General features: G+C 53.2%; 15 protein-coding genes and 2 tRNA genes. 10 read left to right on the top strand and 7 right to left on the bottom strand.

Going from position 1 to position 20,570, the window contains the following annotated elements; all coding sequences use genetic code 11:
• The first annotated feature begins 8 nt into the window (after window positions 1-8).
• Entirely contained in the window at window positions 9-3,350 is a 3,342-nt protein-coding gene (locus ACUY4Q_RS06855) for a CapA family protein (protein ID WP_458046302.1), read from the top strand.
• A gap of 902 nt (window positions 3,351-4,252) precedes the next feature.
• Window positions 4,253-4,324 carry a membrane protein YpdK gene (gene ypdK, locus ACUY4Q_RS06850; protein ID WP_099458783.1) on the top strand — a complete coding sequence of 24 codons (72 nt, stop codon included), beginning with the start codon at window positions 4,253-4,255 and terminating at the stop codon, window positions 4,322-4,324.
• Window positions 4,325-4,395: 71 nt separating this feature from the next.
• Here the strand turns inward: ypdK and alaC are convergent, their stop codons facing one another.
• The gene (alaC, locus tag ACUY4Q_RS06845; RefSeq protein WP_458046301.1) at window positions 4,396-5,640 is read right to left on the bottom strand and encodes an alanine transaminase; all 1,245 of its coding nucleotides are present in this window, start codon (window positions 5,638-5,640) and stop codon (window positions 4,396-4,398) included.
• Window positions 5,641-6,027: 387 nt separating this feature from the next.
• On the opposite strand from alaC, the gene ACUY4Q_RS06840 reads away from it, so the two are divergent.
• Both ACUY4Q_RS06840 and ACUY4Q_RS06835 read left to right on the top strand, forming a co-directional pair.
• The gene (locus tag ACUY4Q_RS06840) at window positions 6,028-7,725 is read left to right on the top strand and encodes a LytS/YhcK type 5TM receptor domain-containing protein (RefSeq protein ID WP_458046300.1); all 1,698 of its coding nucleotides are present in this window, start codon (window positions 6,028-6,030) and stop codon (window positions 7,723-7,725) included.
• An 11-nt stretch (window positions 7,726-7,736) separates the two neighbouring features.
• Window positions 7,737-8,465 (top strand): LytR/AlgR family response regulator transcription factor, encoded by a 729-nt coding sequence (locus ACUY4Q_RS06835; RefSeq protein ID WP_458046299.1) that lies wholly within the window; start codon window positions 7,737-7,739, stop codon window positions 8,463-8,465.
• On the opposite strand, the gene glk is transcribed toward ACUY4Q_RS06835, so the two are convergent.
• Window positions 8,462-9,427 carry a glucokinase gene (glk, locus tag ACUY4Q_RS06830; RefSeq protein WP_458046298.1) on the bottom strand — a complete coding sequence of 322 codons (966 nt, stop codon included), beginning with the start codon at window positions 9,425-9,427 and terminating at the stop codon, window positions 8,462-8,464. The genes ACUY4Q_RS06835 and glk overlap by 4 nt on opposite strands.
• A 203-nt stretch (window positions 9,428-9,630) precedes the next feature.
• Here glk and ACUY4Q_RS06825 point away from each other — a divergent pair, with 203 nt between their 5' ends.
• The 3 genes from ACUY4Q_RS06825 (at window position 9,631) to ACUY4Q_RS06815 (ending at window position 12,438) form a co-directional block, all read left to right on the top strand.
• Complete coding sequence (locus ACUY4Q_RS06825; protein WP_458046297.1) at window positions 9,631-10,863, top strand: ion channel protein; 1,233 nt, start codon at window positions 9,631-9,633, stop codon at window positions 10,861-10,863.
• Between the two features lie 110 nt (window positions 10,864-10,973).
• Window positions 10,974-11,972: an L-glyceraldehyde 3-phosphate reductase gene (gene mgrA / locus ACUY4Q_RS06820; RefSeq protein WP_458046296.1), complete on the top strand. Its 999-nt coding sequence runs from the start codon at window positions 10,974-10,976 to the stop codon at window positions 11,970-11,972.
• A gap of 112 nt (window positions 11,973-12,084) precedes the next feature.
• Window positions 12,085-12,438, top strand: coding sequence for a DUF2502 domain-containing protein (locus tag ACUY4Q_RS06815; protein ID WP_458046295.1), 354 nt, complete (start codon window positions 12,085-12,087; stop codon window positions 12,436-12,438).
• Window positions 12,439-12,494: 56 nt separating this feature from the next.
• Here the strand turns inward: ACUY4Q_RS06815 and ACUY4Q_RS06810 are convergent, their stop codons facing one another.
• Window positions 12,495-13,733 (bottom strand): Nramp family divalent metal transporter, encoded by a 1,239-nt coding sequence (locus ACUY4Q_RS06810; protein ID WP_458046294.1) that lies wholly within the window; start codon window positions 13,731-13,733, stop codon window positions 12,495-12,497.
• A gap of 353 nt (window positions 13,734-14,086) precedes the next feature.
• On the opposite strand from ACUY4Q_RS06810, the gene nupC reads away from it, so the two are divergent.
• Complete coding sequence (gene nupC, locus ACUY4Q_RS06805; protein WP_458046293.1) at window positions 14,087-15,289, top strand: nucleoside permease NupC; 1,203 nt, start codon at window positions 14,087-14,089, stop codon at window positions 15,287-15,289.
• 45 nt (window positions 15,290-15,334) lie between these two features.
• Here nupC and ACUY4Q_RS06800 read toward each other — a convergent pair whose 3' ends face one another.
• The 3 genes from ACUY4Q_RS06800 to ACUY4Q_RS06790 all read right to left on the bottom strand — a co-directional run bounded on the left by ACUY4Q_RS06800 (window position 15,335) and on the right by ACUY4Q_RS06790 (window position 17,921).
• On the bottom strand, window positions 15,335-17,518 hold the full coding sequence (locus ACUY4Q_RS06800) for a sensor domain-containing phosphodiesterase (RefSeq protein WP_458046292.1): 2,184 nt from the start codon (window positions 17,516-17,518) through the stop codon (window positions 15,335-15,337).
• A 210-nt stretch (window positions 17,519-17,728) separates the two neighbouring features.
• A tRNA-Ala gene (locus ACUY4Q_RS06795) sits at window positions 17,729-17,804 on the bottom strand.
• Between the two features lie 41 nt (window positions 17,805-17,845).
• Window positions 17,846-17,921 (bottom strand) — tRNA-Ala (locus tag ACUY4Q_RS06790).
• Between the two features lie 220 nt (window positions 17,922-18,141).
• Between ACUY4Q_RS06790 and ACUY4Q_RS06785 the strand changes: the two genes are divergently transcribed.
• Entirely contained in the window at window positions 18,142-18,504 is a 363-nt protein-coding gene (locus tag ACUY4Q_RS06785) for a YfeC-like transcriptional regulator (protein ID WP_458046291.1), read from the top strand.
• A 1-nt stretch (window position 18,505) separates the two neighbouring features.
• Window positions 18,506-18,901, top strand: coding sequence for a YfeC-like transcriptional regulator (locus ACUY4Q_RS06780; protein ID WP_458046290.1), 396 nt, complete (start codon window positions 18,506-18,508; stop codon window positions 18,899-18,901).
• 52 nt (window positions 18,902-18,953) lie between these two features.
• Here ACUY4Q_RS06780 and gltX read toward each other — a convergent pair whose 3' ends face one another.
• Window positions 18,954-20,369 (bottom strand): glutamate--tRNA ligase, encoded by a 1,416-nt coding sequence (gltX, locus tag ACUY4Q_RS06775; RefSeq protein WP_458046289.1) that lies wholly within the window; start codon window positions 20,367-20,369, stop codon window positions 18,954-18,956.
• Between the last annotated feature and the right edge of the window lie 201 nt (window positions 20,370-20,570).

Raw genomic sequence — 20,570 nt, 5'->3', positions numbered from 1 at the left:
GAGATACCATGAGCCAGAAACCGACTGCTTCCCGGCTTGACCCGCAGCGCATAACGGGCTGGACGGCTGCCGAACTTGCTCGCTTGCTCCCTGATAGCGAATGGCATAATCCGCCGCCTGCCGACTGGCATGCGGCGGACATCGCCATCGTGCACGACAAGACGGTATTTCCCTCTCCCTGCCTGTTTGTTGCTATTGATGCTGACACCTGGCACCGGGGCTCAGGCAATACCGGTATGTATGCGGGCTGGCATGATACCCACCATGAGCTGGGACGACATGCGACCCGTTACTGTGGGGCGATTGTTCAGCGAAAACTGGCCGATTTACCCGCCGATTTCCCGCAGTTGGTGGTTGGCGACAGCTATCAGGCGCTCCATATCCTGGCGGAAGAGGCACGTCGGCGCCTGAACGGCAAACTGGTGGCGATAACCGGGACGGTGGGGAAAACCTCTACCAAAGAGATGCTGGAGGCTATCCTCACACAGGCCATGCCGGTGGTGGTAAGCCGAGGGAACCATAACACCCGCACGGGGGCCTCGGTGACGCTGGCACGCGCGGTGTATGACCCCGAAGCGGTAGTGATGGAGGTCGCAATCTCCGCTTTATGGATGCGTAACGGCGGCGTGGGACCACGCATTAAGCCGCATATCGTGATCATTACCGAAATCGGTATGACGCAGGTCGGGAAGAATGTCTCCTCATTACATGACGTCGCGCGTTTCAAGTCGCGCATCAGCCATGGCCTGATCCCAGGCGGTTTCGCCATTCTCAACCGGGATATGGCCGAGTATGACACCGTTGCCCTGCGCGTCGCGCGGGATGGCGCACGTATCATCAGCTATGGTTTCAACGCGGCATCGGATGTCCGTATCACCGAATTCACGCCGGAAGATGATGGCAGCCTGATGACGGTGACACTTCGCGGGCAGAGGGTGCGCTTTCGGCTTGCGGTGGCGGGTAAAGGCGGCGCGCTAAACGCGGTGGCGGCGCTGATTGCCGCCGATCTGCTGGGCGTGAGCCTGACGCAAACCATCGGCGGCCTGGAGGCGTATCGCGGTGACGCTCAGCATATGAATTTCTCCACGCTGACCCTCTCTGGCGGGGGCGTCGTAACGCTAATAGATGACAGTTATAACGCCGAATACCTGTCGATGCTTAATGCCTTTGACGTGGCGGCACAACGGGCCAGGAGCACGGGGGGACGCGTTGTTGCGCTGCTCGGACGCATTGTCAATCTCGGTGAGCAAAGCGAGGCTATCCATCGCTCCCTCGCGGCGCCCTTGCTGGAGACAGGCTGCCAGCATGTGTTCCTGCACGGCGAAGAGATGACGGCGTTACGTGATGCCCTTCCGCCCTCCGTCGAAGGCGGCCATTTTCTGACCGCTCCGTCGCTGGTGGAAGCGGCCATTCCGTGCCTGCGCGCAGGGGATGTTGTGCTGGTCAAAGGCAGTGCGCGACATTCCGATTTTCACGAGGTCGCAGGCCGGCTTAAATCCCGGCTTTCCCCCCTCACCGCTCGCCCTGATGCGAAAACGGCGCGTTTGTTAATTAACCTCACCACCGATGAGCAGCGGCTGGCGGAAGCGGCAGAGACACCTTTTGCGCCACATTACCTCAGCCAGTTATTACTGGTCTGCTGCTTCGCCGAACGGCTGGTCCGTCAAAAAGTCACCCTGGAGACGCCCATCGCCGTACGGCAGATTTCTGCGGACATTCTCAAGGGCAACCCGGCGCTTGACCTGGCAACGGGGCGTACTTTTTCCCTGAAGTCGTTGCTGCAGGGGATGCTGATGCATAACGCCTGCGATGCCGCCATTAACCTGGCTGAGTCGCTGGCCGGCAGCAGTGCCAAAGCCCTCAGCCGATTACGCAGCCTGACGGCCCAACTTGCGATGACGCAGACGCACATCAATAACGTCTCCGGGCGCGCACGACCAGGGCAACGGACCACGCTTGCGGATATTGCCAGGCTCATGCGTCACTTCCACCTGCGTTACCCGCATCTGCTGGCGTGGTTCGCTGAACACGAAGCGATAATTGGCGAACGCCTGTACCGTAAAACGGGCAATCTTCAGGCCGACGGTAGCGCATGGGGTCAGTTCAGCGCCAGAAACTGGGGGTTCGCGCTGCAGTGGTTCAGGGGCGACCTGTGGCTGGCCTGCGCCGCTGGGGCAGACGACGCCTTCCATCTCGACTATCTGCTGGATGCCTTGCTCACTGAGGTCGATGAGGCTCAGCCTGCCCTCGCCAGTGCCCCGGCGGCAATCACGCTTCCTGAACCTGACGCGACGGTCACGCTGCTGGGGGATACCTATTTTGGCGAGTGGTACAGCCAACGACGCCAGGCGCGTGGCATAGAAGATGCTCTGCAACGCTACGGTTACGACCATAGCTTCGCGGCGCTTGCTCCATTGCTTGCGGGCAGTGATTTTACGCTTGCCAACTTCGAAGCGGCACTGACCACCGACACCCGCGCCAGCCTCGAAGGCCGCAAACCTTTCTGTCTGACCGGATCCCCTACCGCCTCCGTTGCTGCCCTGAAAAAACAGGGTATTCATGCGGTGGCGCTCGGCAATAATCACGCAATGGATGCCGGCCTGCCGGGTCTGAAGAGTACGCTGGCAGCCTTTCAGGAAAGCGATATTCTCTGCGTCGGGGCCGGGTTGAATGCCCGTCAGGCAGAAGCCCCTCTGATACTTACGCTGGGCAGCCGAACGTTCAAAATCTACAGCGCCTACTGGTATCGACCGTATATGGAACAGTGCGCCTTTTATGCCCGGCCACGTCGCGCTGGTGTCGCCTGTCTTAGCGGAGGGTTGCTACAGCAACTGCGGGAGGAGAAGGCGAGCGAAAACCCCGCCACCACCCTCGTTCTCGCTCACTGGGGTCTGGATTATCGCTGGACGACCGCCGGGCAGCGCGCGCTGGCTAAACGGCTCACCCAGGCCGGGGCCGATCTGATTATCGGCTCCGGGCCTCATATGGCTGGCGACGCTGTTCGGATGGGGCAAAGTCTGGTGGTTTACAGCATCGGTAATGGGGTGTTCAACAGCAATGGGGAGTACCAGGCGCGGGGTGTGCCTGCTTACGGTTTTGTTGTCCGCCTGCGGCTCGGCACTGACGCCCCCCAAATCCAGTTGCTGCCCATTTTCACCGATAATCAGCAGACGTTCTGGCAGCCCCGTCCGGTGAATGAAGCGGAGTTTGACTCTCTCATTACCCACCTGGCCGCGCAGGGAATGCCGATTTTCAGACAGGATCAACCCGGCAACGGCTGGCAGGCGATGACGGTAAACGGTGAGCGAATGCTGACTCTGCCGCTGGACCCACGCTTTGGCCCCCGTTGACCTGAGGAATCCCCGGTAATATTACATTTTACAGCGATAACATTGCGCGATGAGAACACAACAGTTAAAGCGATGACAGGGTCCGGCTGAAAATCGACGAAGCGTATCCGTAAGGCCGGGGCGACGCGCAGGGATGCGCGGCGAGGGCGACTTTACATGGACGTTACCTTCGCCCGTCCCCGATAAGCCTGAAGGAGAAGCTAAGTGGACCGCGCCAGCGGCGATTTTCCTGGCCGGGAGCCCGGGTCGCCAGGGTGGTGGCGGTGAGCCACCCTGGCACGTTCACGGGTTCTGGAGCGATAGAAAAGCAAGGAACATAAGGTGAACGGAATGACCATCAGAGCTGCATTTTCCCCCTCACCCTAACCCTCTCCCTCAAGGGAGAGGGAACTATCCGTGCTCGTATTACTTTATGGGAATTCCTCAGCCCGCTGACGGCCAGGTGTACCGCAAACTCACGCTGTTTTCGCGGGAAGTCAGGTGTGGCAGAAAAAAAATTTCAGCCCACTTTTAATGAAACAGCCCACACAAGCGGCAGCAGCAAGCGTGCATAAATGTGCGATTGATCACGAAATAACCTTACTAATCAAAGCACAAAAATCAGGTTTCAAAGAGGTTACAACGCGTCGCCGAACCGGCATTTATTACCCCACGAAATCAAAGTGTCGCCAAAGCCCGACACTCCGTAAGTAACGGAAAGTATTTGAAAAAAAGCCTCTTGTAAGCCTCCTTTTTTAAGCGTACATTAGCCGCGTTTGGTGTGATACACACCACAAATTCTGAGATGGCGCTGCGGCCAAAGAGAGATAATTCTCATTTTCACTTTGGAGCAGTTTCACCTCTCTATACTCAGTCCTGATCTGGTCATGAATGCATACCTGAGGTATGCGGAGCGATGAAGCGTGAAATATTTCTTTATGGGCATTTCGGTAATGGTCATTGTGTGGGCCGGCACATTCGCCCTGATGATCTGAGCAACGAACAATCAATATAAAAAAACAGGAGCCCATCGGCTCCTGTTCTTATTTGCGTTTGCGGCGCGTGATTATGCCGGGTCGGTATCTTCCACAGCCGGTTTCGCAGAGGACGGGAGAAGACCATCGGCACGGAACATGGCTTTAATTCCCCTCACCGCCTGGCGGATGCGATCGCGGTTCTCGATCAGCGCAAAACGGACGTGCGTATCACCGTAATCCCCAAAGCCGATGCCCGGAGAAACGCAGACTTTCGCGTCCTGCAGCATCTTTTTGGCAAACTCTAATGACCCCATCGCGGCGTATTGTTCCGGGATTTTCGCCCAGACGTACATAGAGGCTTTTGGCATTTCAACCATCCAGCCAGCTTCATGCAGACCTTTCACCAATACATCACGACGACGTTTATATTGCTCGGCAATATCACGGACGCATTGCTGATCGCCTTCAAGAGCCGCAATGGCCGCCACCTGTAACGGGGTAAAGGTTCCATAATCGTGGTAGCTTTTGATCCGCGCCAGCGCATTCACCAGCGTTTTGTTGCCGACCATAAAGCCGATACGCCAGCCTGCCATGTTGTAACTCTTTGACAGGGTAAAGAACTCTACCGCGACGTCGCGCGCACCCGGCACCTGCATGATCGACGGGGCTTTCCAGCCGTCATAAACAATATCGGCATAGGCCAGGTCGTGAACCACCAGCACGTCGTAACGTTTTGCCAGCGCTACCACTTTTTCGAAAAATTCAAGCTCGACACACTGGGCGGTCGGGTTCGACGGGAAGCCGAGGATCATCATTTTCGGTTTCGGGTAACTTTCGCGAATCGCGCGTTCCAGCTCATTAAAGAAGTCGACGCCTTCCACCAGCGGAACAGAGCGCACCTGGGCACCCGCGATGACTGCACCGTAAATGTGGATCGGGTAGCTGGGGTTTGGCACCAGCACGGTATCGCCGTGATCCAGGGTTGCCAGCATCAAATGTGCCAGGCCCTCTTTAGAACCAATGGTCACAATCGCTTCCGATTCCGGGTCGATCTCAACGTCATAACGGTCCTGATACCAGCGTGAAATCGCCCGACGCAAACGCGGAATACCGCGCGAAGTGGAATAACCATGGGTATCCGGGCGCTGGGCAACGGTGCAGAGTTTTTCCACGATATGCGGCGGAGTGGCGCCATCAGGGTTGCCCATACTGAAATCGATAATATCTTCGCCGCGCCGACGCGCAGCCATTTTCAGTTCAGCAGTGATGTTAAAAACGTAAGGGGGGAGACGATCGATACGCGTGAAACGACGTTCAGGACTGAATTCAGCCATAGATTCCTCAGAATAACGTTAGCGCCCGGACCGTCCGAGCGACGCTGCCACGATGGTGGCGTCTTATGAAAATAGCCTGAAAAAAAAGCCGCTGTCGAGAGCTAATCAAAAAATAATTTCGTTGAACAAAAGAGGAACAAATAATTTTTAGATATTACCTTGAACGTACCTTATCCCCAAAGACACCAATATTATTTAACATTTTGATATCAAGAAGATTACCCTTGAGAGATGTCATTTTTACTTACAGGCCTAAAACCTCCTGACGTGCCTCAATCCCCTTTTAAGAAAAGGGTTTTTCCTCATTGAATGAGTGGCGTACTTAACTGGTCATCTGCACTGATGTTTTTTATCATAGCTTTTTCACGCTTTTTACATGAGTTTCCCGTGCACGAAATATTCAACATGCTGCTGGCGGTGTTCGATCGCGCAGCGTTGATGCTGATCTGTCTCTTCTTCTTGATTCGCATCCGCCTGTTTCGCGAACTGCTGCATAAAACTGCCCATACGCCGAAAGAATTACTCGCCGTCACGGCCATTTTTTCCCTGTTTGCGCTGTTCAGTACCTGGTCCGGCGTACCGGTTGAAGGCTCACTGGTCAACGTCCGTATTATTGCCGTGATGGCCGGAGGGATTTTATTCGGCCCCTGGGTAGGCATCATTACGGGCATCATCGCCGGGATCCATCGCTACTTGATTGATATTGGCGGCGTCACCGCCGTGCCCTGCTTAATCACCAGCATCATTGCCGGTATCCTCTCTGGCTGGATTAACCGCAAAATTCCCAAAGCGCAGCACTGGCGGGTGGGGATTATTGCCGGGATGGTGTGCGAAACGCTGACCATGACGCTGGTTGTGGTATGGGCACCGACAACCGCGCTGGGCCTGGATATCGTGTCAAAAATCGGTGTCCCGATGATCCTCGGCAGCGTATGCATTGGGTTTATTGTTCTGCTGGTGCAGAGTGTGGAAGGCGAAAAAGAGGCCATTGCCGGACGACAAGCCAAACTGGCGCTGGATATTGCTAACAAAACGCTACCGCTGTTTCGCAATGTGAATAATGAGTCGCTGCGTAAGGTCTGCGATATCATCCGTCGGGATATCGACGCGGATGCCGTGGCCATCACCAATGTGGATCATGTTCTGGTGTATGTCGGCGTAGGTGAAGATAATTATCATGACAATGACGATATTATTAGCCCCACCACCAGGCAGGCGATTGATAGCGGTGAAATCATCATTAAAAACAATGACGAGGCTCATCGCACGCCGGAAATTCACTCCATGCTGGTGATTCCCTTATGGGAGCAGGGCGTGGTGACAGGCACGCTGAAAATTTATTACTGCCATGCGCACCAGATTACCTCCTCCTTGCAGGAAATGGCGGTGGGCTTATCGCAAATTATTTCCACCCAGCTTGAAGTTTCCCGCGCTGAACAGTTGCGTGAAATGGCCAATAAAGCGGAGCTGCGGGCGCTACAAAGTAAAATTAATCCCCATTTTTTGTTTAATGCCCTGAATGCCATCTCCTCGTCTATTCGCCTTAATCCGGACACCGCCCGGCAGCTTATTTATAATTTATCCCGCTATCTGCGCTATAACATTGAATTAAAAGACGATGAGCAGATCGATATTAAGAAAGAGCTCTATCAAATTAAGGACTATATTGCGATTGAGCAGGCGCGTTTCGGCGATAAGCTCACCGTGATTTATGATATTGATGAAGAGGTCAGTTGCGTCATTCCCAGCCTGTTGATTCAGCCGTTGGTGGAAAATGCCATTGTCCATGGTATTCAACCCTGCAAGGGCAAAGGGGTAGTGACCATTAGCATCGCAGAGTGTGGCCACCGGGTACGCATCGCCGTCCGCGATACCGGCAACGGTATTTCACCTGAGATGATTGCGCGCGTAGAGGCTAACGAGATGCCAGGCAACAAAATCGGCCTGCTGAACGTCCACCAGCGCGTGAAGTTGTTATATGGCGAAGGCTTGCATATCAAACGTCTGACGCAAGGCACGGAAATTGCCTTCTATGTCCCGATGCATGCTTCACCCGCCGCGGTGTCTGCGACCCTGTTGCCCTAAGAGATTAATGAATGAAAGTCATCATTGTTGAAGATGAAATACTGGCTCAGCAGGAGCTTAGCTGGCTGATAAAAGAGCATAGCCAGATGGAGATTGTCGGCACATTTGATGACGGGCTGGATGTGCTGAAGTACCTGCAACACAATAAAGTGGACGCCCTGTTTCTGGATATCAATATCCCCTCCCTGGATGGCGTTCTGCTGGCGCAGAACATCAGTCAGTTCGCTCATAAGCCCTTTATCGTGTTCATTACCGCGTGGAAAGAACATGCGGTGGAGGCTTTTGAGCTGGAGGCGTTTGATTACATCCTCAAGCCCTACCAGGAGTCACGGATCATCAGCATGCTGCAAAAGCTGGAAACCGCCTGGCAGCAACAAACCGGTGCCGCCAGCAACCCGGTGCCGCGTGAAAATTTGACCATCAATCTGGTCAAAGATGAGCGCATTATCGTGACGAGTATTCACGATATCTATTACGCGGAAGCCCACGAAAAGATGACGTTTGTCTATACGAAGCGGGAGTCCTTCGTGATGCCAATGAACATCACGGAGTTTTGCAGCAAACTGCCCGCCGCGCACTTCTTCCGTTGTCACCGTTCGTACTGCGTGAATCTGGATAAAATTCGCGAAATTGAACCCTGGTTTAATAACACCTATATCGTGCGGCTACGGGACCTGGATTTCCAGGTGCCCGTCAGCCGCAGCAAAGTCAAAGAGTTCAGGCAGTTAATGCATCTTTAGAGATAGTAGCCCAGGGTTTGACGCAGGTGCGCGCCGGCACCCAGCAGGCCAGGGTTGTCATGGACAATCAGATAAACGGGAATGTCCTGCACGTAGGCTTTAAAGCGCCCTTTGTCTTCAAAGCCGCCACGGAAGCCGGAGGCGGTAAAGAAGTCGAGGAAACGCGGCACAATACCACCGGCGATATAGACGCCACCGAAGGTGCCCAGCGTCAAGGCCAGGTTGCCCCCAAATCGTCCCATAATGACGCAGAAGAGCGACAGCGCGCGGCGGCAGTCAGTACAACTGTCGGCCAGTGCGCGTTCGGTGATGTCTTTCGGCTGCAGATTTTCCGGCAGTCGGCCATCCGATTTTACTATCGCCCGGTAGAGATTAATCAGGCCAGGGCCTGAGAGCACGCGCTCGGCGGAAACGTGGCCGATTTCTGCCCGTAACTCTTCAAGGATGATGCCCTCTTCTTCACTGTTTGGCGCGAAGTCGACGTGGCCGCCTTCGCCCGGCAGACTGACCCAGCGTTTATCAACATGCACCAGATGCGCAACACCCAGCCCGGTGCCCGCGCCGTAGACGGCGATCGGTTTGCCTTCCACCGCATCCCCCCCACCAAACTGAATCAGATGATCTTTATTGAGCATCGGAATCGCCATGGAAACAGCGGTGAAGTCGTTGATGATTTCCAGATGAGCGAAACCCAGGTGGGTTTTCATCTCTTCGATAGAGAATGCCCAGGTGTGGTTGGTCATCGCTACCCAGTCGCCGGTGATGGGGCAAGCAATGGCAATGCAGCCATCTTCGACCGTGACGTTATGCTCATCCAGGTACACGCGTACCACTGCCTCGAGGCTCGGGTAATCCAGGCCAGAATAGGTTTTGGCCTGTGAAATCTCGCCGCTGTCGACATCGCACAACGCGAGTCGCGCATTGGTGCCGCCCACGTCCCCTACTAAAGCATATTTTGTCATTCTTTTACGGCTCCGCTAAAGTCAGAATAAATCTTTGGCACACTGTAAATTCAAGGCGCTGTAACAACAATGACCATAGCATGAGTGCCCCGTGATTATCGATCTGCATCACAGATTAACGTCACGATTTCAGATGCGTTTGCATTCACCCTGCGCTTGTCAGGTGTAAAGTGCGGGCGTAAACCCGTTAAAAGGAAATGAGCATGCTCCATCCGCGCGCCAGAACAATGCTGTTGCTGGCTCTCCCCGCCCTGGCGATTGGCGTCGCATCAAGCCTGGTCTTGCTGCTGGTGATGAAAGTCGCCTCCGTGCTGCAAAGTCTGCTCTGGCAGAACCTGCCTTATCGCATGGGGTTTACCCCCGAGTCGCCCTTGTGGGTGGTGTTCATGCTGACGCTGACCGGCATTGCTGTTGGCCTGGTCATTCGCTACAGCACGGGGCACGGTGGGCCGGACCCTGCCAGCGAACCCTTGATTGGTGCGCCGGTCAATGTGTCTGCACTACCGGGGCTTGTGGCAGCGCTGATTCTGGGTCTTGCCGGAGGCGTCAGCCTTGGCCCTGAACATCCGATCATGGTGCTTAATATTGCGCTTGCCGTGGCGCTGGGCGGGAAAATATTCCCCCGGGTCGCGCCGCTTGACTGGACCATTCTGGCCTCTGCTGGCACCATCGGCGCGCTGTTTGGTACCCCTGTTGCGGCTGCGCTTATCTTTTCTCAAACGCTGAACGCCAGCAATGACGTGCCGCTGTGGGACAAACTTTTCGCCCCCTTAATGGCGGCAGCGGCGGGCGCACTGACCACCAGCGTCTTTTTCCATCCGCACTTCGCCCTGCCCGTTGCCCATTATCCGCAGCTGCATGTGGTGGATATTTTAAGCGGCGCCGTGGTCTGCGCCATCGCTATTGCACTGGGCATGGTGGCGGTCTGGTGCATGCCGCGTTTGCACCAGCTGATGCAGCGCATTAAAAGTCCGGTACTGGCCTTGGGTATTGGCGGCTTCGCGTTGGGGATTTTGGGGGTGATTGGCGGCAATATCACCCTGTTTAAAGGACTGGATGAAATGCAGCAGATGGCCTTCTCTCAAACCTTTACGGTCACCGATTACCTGCTGTTTGCCGTGGTTAAGCTGGCGGCGCTGGTCATTGCCGCAGCCAGTGAGTTCAGAGGCGGACGCATTTTCCCGGCGGTATTCGTGGGTGTGGCATTAGGGCTGATGCTGCATGAACATGTGGAAGCGGTTCCGGCGGCGATCACCGTCTCTTGTGCCATTCTTGGCATCGTGCTGGTTGTAACGCGTGATGCCTGGCTCAGCCTGTTTATGGCCGCTGCCGTGGTGCCCGATACCTCTTTACTTCCCTTGCTCTGTATCGTGATGCTGCCTGCATGGCTGTTGCTGGCGGGTAAACCCATCATGATTGCGCCACGCAAAAAATAGGTGCGCCAGGCCGAAATTTTTACGTCCAGATGCGCGGTGAACGGGAAGCTGGTGTAAGCTCAGACACTCTTTAGTGTAAACGTATACACCGACAACCTAAGGGCTTCGCGATGAGTTATCAGGCCAGTGAAACGCGTTACCAGCGTATGGAGTATCGCCGTTGTGGCGACAGTGGGTTAAAGCTTCCGGCGGTGTCGCTGGGGTTATGGCATAACTTCGGCGATGCCACGCTGATTGAAACCAGCCGCCAGTTGCTAAGGCATGCATTTGATCTGGGCATCACCCATTTCGACCTTGCCAACAACTACGGTCCACCGCCCGGTTCAGCAGAGCGCAACTTTGGCCGCCTGTTACAGGAAGATTTTCTGCCGTATCGTGACGAGCTGATTATCTCCAGTAAGGCCGGTTATACCATGTGGGACGGCCCCTATGGCGACTGGGGGTCACGCAAGTATTTGATTTCCAGCCTCGATCAAAGCCTCAAGCGTATGGGGCTGGAGTATGTTGATATCTTCTATCACCATCGTCCGGATCCCGAAACGCCGTTACTGGAAACCATGCGCGCGTTGGAAAGCGTCGTACGTCAGGGTAAAGCACTGTACGTTGGTTTATCTAATTATCCGGCCGATCTTGCGCGTCAGGCCATTGAGATCCTCAACGATCTCGGTACCCCCTGCCTGATTCACCAGCCTAAATATTCGATGTTTGAGCGTTGGGTTGAAGAGGATCTGCTGGATCTGCTCACTGAAAAAGGGGTCGGCAGCATTGCGTTTTCGCCGTTGGCAGGTGGGCAGTTGACCGATCGCTATCTGAACGGCATTCCGGCTGATTCTCGCGCAGCCAGCGGCAGCCGCTTCCTCAATCCTGACCAACTTACCGAAGAGAAGCTTGAGAAAGTCCGTCAGCTGAACCACATCGCTGAAAAACGCGGACAGAAGCTGTCGCAGATGGCACTGGCATGGGTGCTGCGCGGTGACAGAGTGACCTCGGTACTGATCGGGGCAAGCAAAATCAGTCAGCTTGATGATGCGGCAGGAGCAATGGCTAACCGCCAGTTCAGCACTGCGGAATGTGACGCCATTGACGCCATTCTGGGAACTGCCCCCTAACGGTATTTTAGCAAAAAGTGCTACCACCCCGGATTTAGGAGTTGTGCCGAAGATACGGAGTGAATCGTTACATAATATTGCTGCAACAGACCGGTTCGTGAAGGAGAAAGCTATGTTCAGGTCACTTATTCTTGCAGCTGCATTAACGGTTTTTGCACCCCTGGTCACCAACGTAGCCACTGCGGGCGAAATCACGCTGCTGCCCTCTATTAAGCTTCAGATAGGCGATCGTGATAATTACGGTAACTACTGGGACGGCGGCCGCTGGCGTGACCGGGATTACTGGGGCCGCCATTATGAATGGCGTGATAACCGCTGGCGTCCGCATGATCGCGGGTATCATCGCGGTTGGGACAAACGCAACGCCTACGAGCGCGGTTACCGTGAAGGCTGGCGCGATCGTGATGACCACCGTGGTCCGGGCCGTGGCCCAGGTCGTGGCCATGGGCACGGTCATCACCATTAACGAAAAAAGTGTTAACAAAAAAGGAGCGCTGTCGCTCCTTTTTTTATGCCTGACCGCTAGAGTCCAAACAGGGTTCCTATCAGTAACCAGCCGTTCAGCACAATCACCAGCATCACAATCAACCAGCCCGTGCGTCTAACCCAGGGCGTATTAACCAGTTCGCCCATCAGTGTCGGGTTGCTGGTGAACTTCAGCAACGGCACCAGCGCCAGCGCAATACCAAAACTCAGCAGAACCTGGCTCATTACCAGAATACGGGTTGGGTCGAGGCCCATCAGAATGACCACAAATGATGGCATCATCGTAATCGTGCGGCGTACCCACAAGGGGATGTGGAAGCGCACAAACCCTTGCATCACCACCTGCCCTGCCAGCGTCCCGACTACCGTTGATGACAGCCCGGCTGCGACCAGACTCAGGCCAAAGATGGTCGCCGCCGAATGGCTTAGCAGGGGTTCGAGGGTCAAATAGGCCTGATCGAGATCGGCCACACCCTTATGACCGTTAAAATGAAACGCTGCCGCTGCGGTCGCCATCATAGCCAGATTCACAAAACCGGCGATGGTCATTGCAATGCCGACATCCCACTTGGTTGCCGAGTAGCGCTCACGACGAGTGCCATCATGCAGATTCTGCGTCAGGGAAGAGTGCAGATAAATGACGTGCGGCATGATAGTCGCCCCCAGCACACCGGCTGCCAGGAAGACCGCTTCCGTTCCGGACAGGCTTGGGATAACAATGCCCTTCAGCAGAGGCGCTACCGCAGGCTGTGAGAAAATCAGTTCAACAATATAGGCCGCTGCCACGAACAGCAGTAATCCACCAATCACTTTCTCAAGGGGCTTCTGGCCGCGACGCTGCAGCATCAAAATAAGGAAAGTCGCAATCCCGGTCAGCACCGCGCCTTGCAGCAAGGAGACGCCGAGAATTAACTTAAAACCAATGGCTGCCCCGATAAACTCCGCGAGATCGGTGGCCATGGCGATAATTTCCGCCTGTACCCAGTAAAACCACACCAGGGGACGCGGGTAGTGATCGCGAATTTGCTCAGCAAGGTTTTTTCCGGTGGCAATGCCCAGTTTGGCAGAAAGCAGTTGGATAAGCATAGCCATCAGGTTTGCCCAGACAACCACCCACAGCAGTTGATAGCCAAAGCTGGCCCCGGCCTGGATGTTGGTGGCAAAATTACCCGGATCGATATAGCCAATCGCCGCAATGAACGCCGGTCCCATCAATGCGAACCTTAATTTGCGCGCTGTACGCCCACTGCTGTTCTCAACGCGACTATTGCTCATTTATTTGCCTCTAATATAGCCTTTGCTATGTTTCATGCTATCAAAATGAGAATGATTATCAAGTTCATTAAGCGTAGGTTATCTTGATTTCTCTGATAGGCAGAAACGATAGAAGGGCAGACTGCGATGGACGGGCGGTAAAAGTGATTGCAGGTCACACAATTCTGTTAAGAGTGTAGCATTCAAGTGCAACTTTTCACTTCTTTACTTAACATCAGCGAAATGTATGGTGGATCACTAATTTTGAGTCTGGTCACAGGTCATTAATATACTGTGGGTTTGATCTCGTTTTCTTTCCGCTTGTTACATAGAATGTGCACGAAATTACTACCCGTCTCATATTTGGAGCAAATATGTCCCGCGTTCTGCACTTTGTTCTGGCGCTTGCTGTCGTGGCGCTGCTGGCACTCCTTGTCAGCAGCGACCGTAAAAAGATTCGCATTCGCTTTGTTGTTCAACTGCTCGTTATCGAAGTTCTGTTGGCCTGGTTCTTCCTGAACTCTGACGTTGGTCTGGGTTTTGTGAAAGGCTTCTCCGAAATGTTCGAAAAACTGCTCGGATTCGCCAACGAAGGGACAAACTTTGTCTTCGGCAAAATGAATGATGAAGGTCTGGCATTCTTCTTCCTGAAAGTGCTTTGCCCGATTGTCTTCATCTCTGCGCTGATCGGTATCCTGCAACATATTCGCGTGCTGCCGATTATCATCCGTGCCATTGGTACCGTACTGTCCAAGGTTAACGGCATGGGCAAGCTGGAGTCATTCAACGCCGTCAGCTCCCTGATTCTGGGTCAGTCTGAAAACTTCATTGCCTACAAAGATATCCTCGGCAAAATGTCCCGCAACCGCATGTACACCATGGCGGCGACGGCGATGTCTACCGTTTCCATGTCTATCGTGGGTGCGTATATGACCATGCTGGAGCCAAAGTTTGTGGTCGCGGCGCTGGTCCTGAATATGTTCAGCACCTTTATTGTGCTGTCGCTCATCAACCCGTACCGCGTTGATGAAAGCGAAGACAACATCCAGATGTCTAACCTGCACGAAGGCCAGAGCTTCTTCGAGATGCTGGGCGAATACATCCTGGCAGGTTTCAAAGTCGCCATTATCGTTGCGGCAATGCTGATCGGCTTTATCGCACTGATTGCGGCATTGAACGCCCTGTTCGCAACCGTCACCGGCTGGTTCGGTTACAGCATCTCCTTCCAGGGTATTCTGGGCTATATCTTCTACCCGATTGCCTGGGTCATGGGTGTACCGTCTTCAGAAGCGCTGCAGGTGGGCAGTATCATGGCGACGAAACTGGTCTCTAACGAATTCGTGGCGATGATGGATCTGCAGAAAATTGCCTCCACTCTCTCTCCGCGTGCGGAAGGTATCCTGTCGGTGTTCCTGGTCTCCTTCGCTAACTTCTCGTCTATCGGCATTATCGCGGGCGCGATTAAAGGTCTGAACGAAGAGCAAGGTAACGTGGTCTCTCGCTTTGGTCTGAAACTGGTTTACGGCTCTACGCTGGTCAGCGTGCTGTCTGCGTCTATCGCCGCGCTGGTGCTGTAATCCACGCTTAATGCGTTTCAAGAAGCCGGGGCATTGTCCCCGGCTTTATTTTTCCAGCGGCTGTGGCTTGCCAGGCAAATAGCCCTGCAGATACTCCACCCCCGCCGCTAGCAATAGCTCACGCTGTGCTTCAGATTCTACGTACTCCGCCACCACCGTTAATGACTTCGCTTGCGCCAGCGCACAGATGGCTTTCACGATCAGCACGTCCTGAGGATCGTGCGCAATATCGCGAACAAAACAGCCATCAATCTTAATAATATCGGCCTCCAGTCGCTTCAGGCGTTCGAAGTTGGCAAAGCCGGTGCCAAAGTCATCAATCGCTATCCTGAACCCGGCTTCACGCAGTGTTTGAATATTTTGCACACTCCATTGTGAGTTTGAGAAGGCCTGCTCCTCGGTGACTTCAATAATGACTTCATGTGGCGAAATAGCGTAGTGAGCAAAACGTTCAACAAGCAGCCTGCCTACATCTTGCTGCATTAAGGTCAGCGGCAGGAGATTGACTGAAAAGCGAGCGTCTGCTGAGGTCGTCGGGTGTGATTGCATCCACCGTAAAAGGCTTTCAATTACCTGCATATCGAAGCGGAAACTAAGATTGAACTGGGCGATAACCGGGAGAAATTGCGCGGGGCTCATGATCTCGCCTTCACTTACCAACCGCGTCAAAATCTCATGGTAACCTTTACCCTGGGCATTCAGGATTGGCTGGGCATATAAGACTAAGGCTTGCTCATCCAGCGCCTGCTGCACTTTATTCAGCAAGCGTACCCGCTCGGACGTCTGGTCACTAACGACATCAAGGCTGTTGATCAGCGCCAGTACCTGCTGCGTCTTACTCGCCTGCTCTGACAGCCAGCTTAACTGGCCCAGCGTATGGTGGAGGGTTTCTCCTGCCCCTTCAATTTTGCCCCACGAAGCACCAAATTCGATGTTAAGACCGCTATTACGCCAGTAAATCTGGTGATTATTCAAATGATCGACAATGTGCTGAAGGCGCTCCTGCGCTGCCTCATCTTTAAGGACCAGGATCAATTCACTGCCGGGCAACTGGAATAGCTGCTCTCCCTGGTGCAACAACGGCTCAACCGCCCTCGTTACGCTGCGCTTGAAATGAACCCGCATCATCATGCCGTAGTGGCGGCTCAGAAATTCGAGATTTTTCATGTGCAGGCAGCAAACAATCTGCTCCTGCTGCAGAGCCAGATTCTTTTCCAGCGCGCGCAGATTTGGCAACCCGGTGAGGGGGTCCGTCAGCGCTTGTCCCTGCCAGCGTCGTTTAATCCATTCGTTTCGATAATGAATCCGCGTCATATAGATCAGGCAGAGGGTAAAGCAGATGAGTACTGACATGATAAAGGCCAGCGCGTAGCCATTCTTCACACCCTGCAGAAAATTGTGGTTATGAGCCAATAACAAAAATGCCGATACTGGCCAGCAGAGCATAATGAGCGGATAACGTAATTTACTGACACTGAGGGTAAAAAGAATAAATATGACCGGAACCAGATAGCCAGCAATATAGGCAGAATTAATCGGAGCACAAAGTGCGGTCAGTAAAATAACGAGGCATGTTAACCACCAGAAAACGAAAAGACGCTTCTTTCTTCCAATACACGGTTTAAGATTCCTCAGCCAGAAAGTACGCGCATAGCGCGGATTGAGAATCATCCGCAATGGATAATAGAACATCATCGTAAATATAAGGGCTGTACAAATAAGATTCTGAATATCCACAATAGAGTAGATAACCGATGCGGGGCCAAAATAGCTCGCCAAAAAGGGCGGAAACGAAAACCCGCTGCCTGCAACGTACATCAATGCCTTTATCGCCAGGGGGATCATAAACCCCATCATAAAGATACGCAGCCCCATGTTTTTAATAGGAATACCATGCCGCCAGCGGGCCCCTAATTTCCAGCGAACTATCGCGCACAGGATAAAGACGGGGCATAACTGGCAGATCAGAAGAATAGTCGCTTGCAACAGGGATAATTCGAACAACCACTGATTGACAATGGCGAAGCTGATAATAATCGGCAAGATAGCCTGCCGACCAAATAATAAAATAACAGCGAAGATGATGCTGAGGGGTAACCAGGAAAGAAAAACGGCACGGTCATCAACAATGGCAACGGGCGAAATATATCGGGATACTGGAACAAAAATCAAACAAATAATTAACGCCAAGATAAATGTTCTTACTTTTTTGTCTCTTTTACCTTTCATAGGCGTTATTTATTCGCTAATTGGTCATTTTTTGACGGGTCGCGATAATAAGTTTATTCGTGTGGCGAATCAAGTTAACAGCAGGAAAAAGCCGCTTTATTACTGGGGTTTTAACAAGCTGATACTCTTCGACGTAAGCTGAAAATAATTTACATAAAACAGGGGGGCTGAAAAACAAAAACCCCCGCGTAAACGCGAGGGTTCGAATTTTGGTGGAGCTAAGCGGGATCGAACCGCTGACCTCTTGCATGCCATGCAAGCGCTCTCCCAGCTGAGCTATAGCCCCACAATGTTCTTTACGCACCAAATTCACCTGGGATGATGATTTGGTGGAGCTAAGCGGGATCGAACCGCTGACCTCTTGCATGCCATGCAAGCGCTCTCCCAGCTGAGCTATAGCCCCATCGCGTAAAGCGTGTCGTGTTGACGGGCGGCATAATATGAATTCCCTCGCCGAGTGTCAACGGCAAAATCGTCAGGTTGCATTCAACCGCTGAAAAAGCAAGCAAATGAATAACATTGCGAAGCGACTCGCAACCAGTAGTTAAACCTGTCACATTTTCTCGTAAAATGATGCTATAACATCTTCGCGTAATTACCCCTACAACTACTCTGGAAATGACATGCTCAAGGAACGAATGACGCCGGAAGAGTTATCACAGCTCACCGGTTACAGTCGCCAGACCATTAATAAATGGGTGCGCAAAGAAGGCTGGGTCACCTCGCCAAAACCGGGCGTTCAGGGCGGAAAAGCGAGACTGGTACATGTTAACGAGCAGGTTCGGGATTTTATTCGTAATGCGCAACGTTCCACTCAGGAGCCCCCCTTCCCTGCCGAACTGGCCCAGGATACGGCACTCGAGTCACTGCTTCTAACTTTGGCCAAAGAGATGACGGCAGCGGAACAAAAACAGCTTTCTTCATTACTTCTCCGCGAAGGCATCATGGGATTACTGTCACGTTTAGGGATCCGCGAAAACAACTGATATGAAACTACCAGATAAAATGACAACCGAAGAGTTAGCGGACTTTCTCGGTGTGGCGAAACAAACGGTGAATCGTTGGGTGCGCGAGCAAAAATGGTCAACAGAAAGCTTACCTGGCATTAAAGGGGGCCGAGCAAGACTTATTCATCTCACAAAAGAGGTGCGCACCTTTATCATGAAAACACCGTCCATGCGTCATCGCCTGGCACCGGCTGTTGTAACCGAACCTGTACCGCAATACAGAGCAGAGAAATTGACGCCGGGAATGCTGCGAATCATTGATGTGCTGCAAAATTTAACCCTGCATGAGCAAGACCGGCTCAATGTTCTGCTGGCTCGCGAGGGTATCCACGGATTTTTAACGCGGCTCAATATTGCGCAGTCGGAAGAGAAATAAAAAAACGGCAGGGTTTTCCTGCCGTTTTTCATTTTATTGCACAAGCATGGCCTTACTGTTGGCTTTCACGCTCAGCAATAAAACCCAGCGCTTTATTAATGCGCTCAATGCTGCGGGTTTTACCAATCGCATGCACGGTAACGTCCAGGCCGGGCGACTGGCCCGCCCCGGTTACCGCAACGCGCAGCGGCATGCCCACTTTCCCCATCCCTACTTCGAGTTCATCGGCCGTTGCCTGAATGGCATGATGAACATTTTCAGCTGACCACACATCGATAGCAGCCAGTTTGTCGCGAACCACTTCCAGCGGCTGACGGGCAACAGGACGCAGGTGTTTTTTGGCCGCATCAGCATCAAATTCAGTAAACTCTTCGTAGAAATAACGGCAGCTTGCCGCCATCTCTTTGAGAGTTTTGCAGCGCTCTCCCAGCAATTTCACCAGCTCGGCCAACTGCGGTCCGTTACGGGTGTCGATATTTTCCTGCTCAATATGCCACTGTAGATGCGTTGCCACATATTCCGGCGCCAGGGCATTAATGTAGTGATGGTTCAGCCATTGCAGCTTTTCAGTATTAAATGCGCTGGCTGATTTGCTCACCGCGTTCAGCGAGAAGAATTCAATCATCTCTTTGCGCGTGAAGATTTCCTGATCGCCATGGGACCAGCCCAGACGCACCAGATAGTTCAGCAGCGCTTCCGGCAGATAACCATCATCACGGTATTGCATCACGCTGACGGCACCATGACGTTTGGACAGTTTTTTACCATCGTCACCATTGATCATGGATACGTGAGCGTAAACCGGCACGGGTGCATTGAGCGCTTTTAAGATGTTGATCTGACGCGGGGTGTTGTTGATATGGTCTTCACCACGGATCACGTGAGTGATCTCCATATCCCAGTCATCGACCACGACGCAGAAGTTGTAGGTCGGTGAACCATCAGTGCGACGAATAATCAGGTCGTCCAGTTCCTGGTTGCTGAACTCAATTGGGCCACGGATCTGATCGTCAAAAATAACAGAGCCGTCCTGCGGATTAGCAAAACGCACAACGCAAGGCTCGTTGTCCGCGTGATGTTCATGGCTGTGGCGGCAACGACCGTCATAGCGCGGCTTTTCATTATTAGCCATCTGCTCTTCACGCAGGGCATCAAGGCGCTCTTTAGAGCAATAGCATTTATAGGCTGTTCCCGCTGCCAGCATGTCATCAATAGCGGCGTTATAGCGATCGAAGCGTTTAGTCTGATAGTACGGGCCTTCGTCCCACTCAAGACTCAGCCAGTTCATACCATCCATAATGGCTTCGATAGCTTCCGGCGTGGAGCGCTCAAGGTCGGTATCTTCAATACGCAGTACGAACTCACCGCCGTGGTTACGTGCAAAAAGCCAGGAATAGAGAGCAGTACGCGCGCCGCCGACATGCAGATAGCCGGTCGGGCTCGGCGCGAAGCGAGTTTTGATTTTCATGAAATGGCCTTACGTTGATAAAAATGCCGAAAACCGGCAAATCCTGGAAAATGAAGTCGGCGATATTCTATCACCGTGGGGTGAATCCTCAATGTTGTTGCCGCATTCCCGCTTATTCATATGTATTTTGTATACAAATCATGCGACAAAGCCCATTTAAACAGCGCTTTGACTAATTTTACGACGAACGAACAATTTCTT

Source organism: Phytobacter cepae, from assembly GCF_054165735.1.
The sequence above is the reverse complement of the archived record's forward strand: the minus strand, read 5'-3'. Positions and strand labels throughout refer to the sequence as shown.

Bases quoted from the DNA above. Each gene is read 5' to 3' on its own strand.
- gltX (WP_458046289.1), bottom strand. From the start codon at position 20,369: ATGAAAATCAAAACTCGCTTCGCGCCGAGCCCGACCGGCTATCTGCAT.
- alaC (WP_458046301.1), bottom strand. From the start codon at position 5,640: ATGGCTGAATTCAGTCCTGAACGTCGTTTCACGCGTATCGATCGTCTC.
- mgrA (WP_458046296.1), top strand. From the start codon at position 10,974: ATGAGTTATCAGGCCAGTGAAACGCGTTACCAGCGTATGGAGTATCGC.
- ACUY4Q_RS06835 (WP_458046299.1), top strand. From the start codon at position 7,737: ATGAAAGTCATCATTGTTGAAGATGAAATACTGGCTCAGCAGGAGCTT.
- ACUY4Q_RS06855 (WP_458046302.1), top strand. From the start codon at position 9: ATGAGCCAGAAACCGACTGCTTCCCGGCTTGACCCGCAGCGCATAACG.
- glk (WP_458046298.1), bottom strand. From the start codon at position 9,427: ATGACAAAATATGCTTTAGTAGGGGACGTGGGCGGCACCAATGCGCGA.
- ACUY4Q_RS06825 (WP_458046297.1), top strand. From the start codon at position 9,631: ATGCTCCATCCGCGCGCCAGAACAATGCTGTTGCTGGCTCTCCCCGCC.
- ACUY4Q_RS06785 (WP_458046291.1), top strand. From the start codon at position 18,142: ATGCTCAAGGAACGAATGACGCCGGAAGAGTTATCACAGCTCACCGGT.
- ACUY4Q_RS06780 (WP_458046290.1), top strand. From the start codon at position 18,506: ATGAAACTACCAGATAAAATGACAACCGAAGAGTTAGCGGACTTTCTC.
- ACUY4Q_RS06800 (WP_458046292.1), bottom strand. From the start codon at position 17,518: ATGAAAGGTAAAAGAGACAAAAAAGTAAGAACATTTATCTTGGCGTTA.
- nupC (WP_458046293.1), top strand. From the start codon at position 14,087: ATGTCCCGCGTTCTGCACTTTGTTCTGGCGCTTGCTGTCGTGGCGCTG.
- ACUY4Q_RS06810 (WP_458046294.1), bottom strand. From the start codon at position 13,733: ATGAGCAATAGTCGCGTTGAGAACAGCAGTGGGCGTACAGCGCGCAAA.
- ACUY4Q_RS06815 (WP_458046295.1), top strand. From the start codon at position 12,085: ATGTTCAGGTCACTTATTCTTGCAGCTGCATTAACGGTTTTTGCACCC.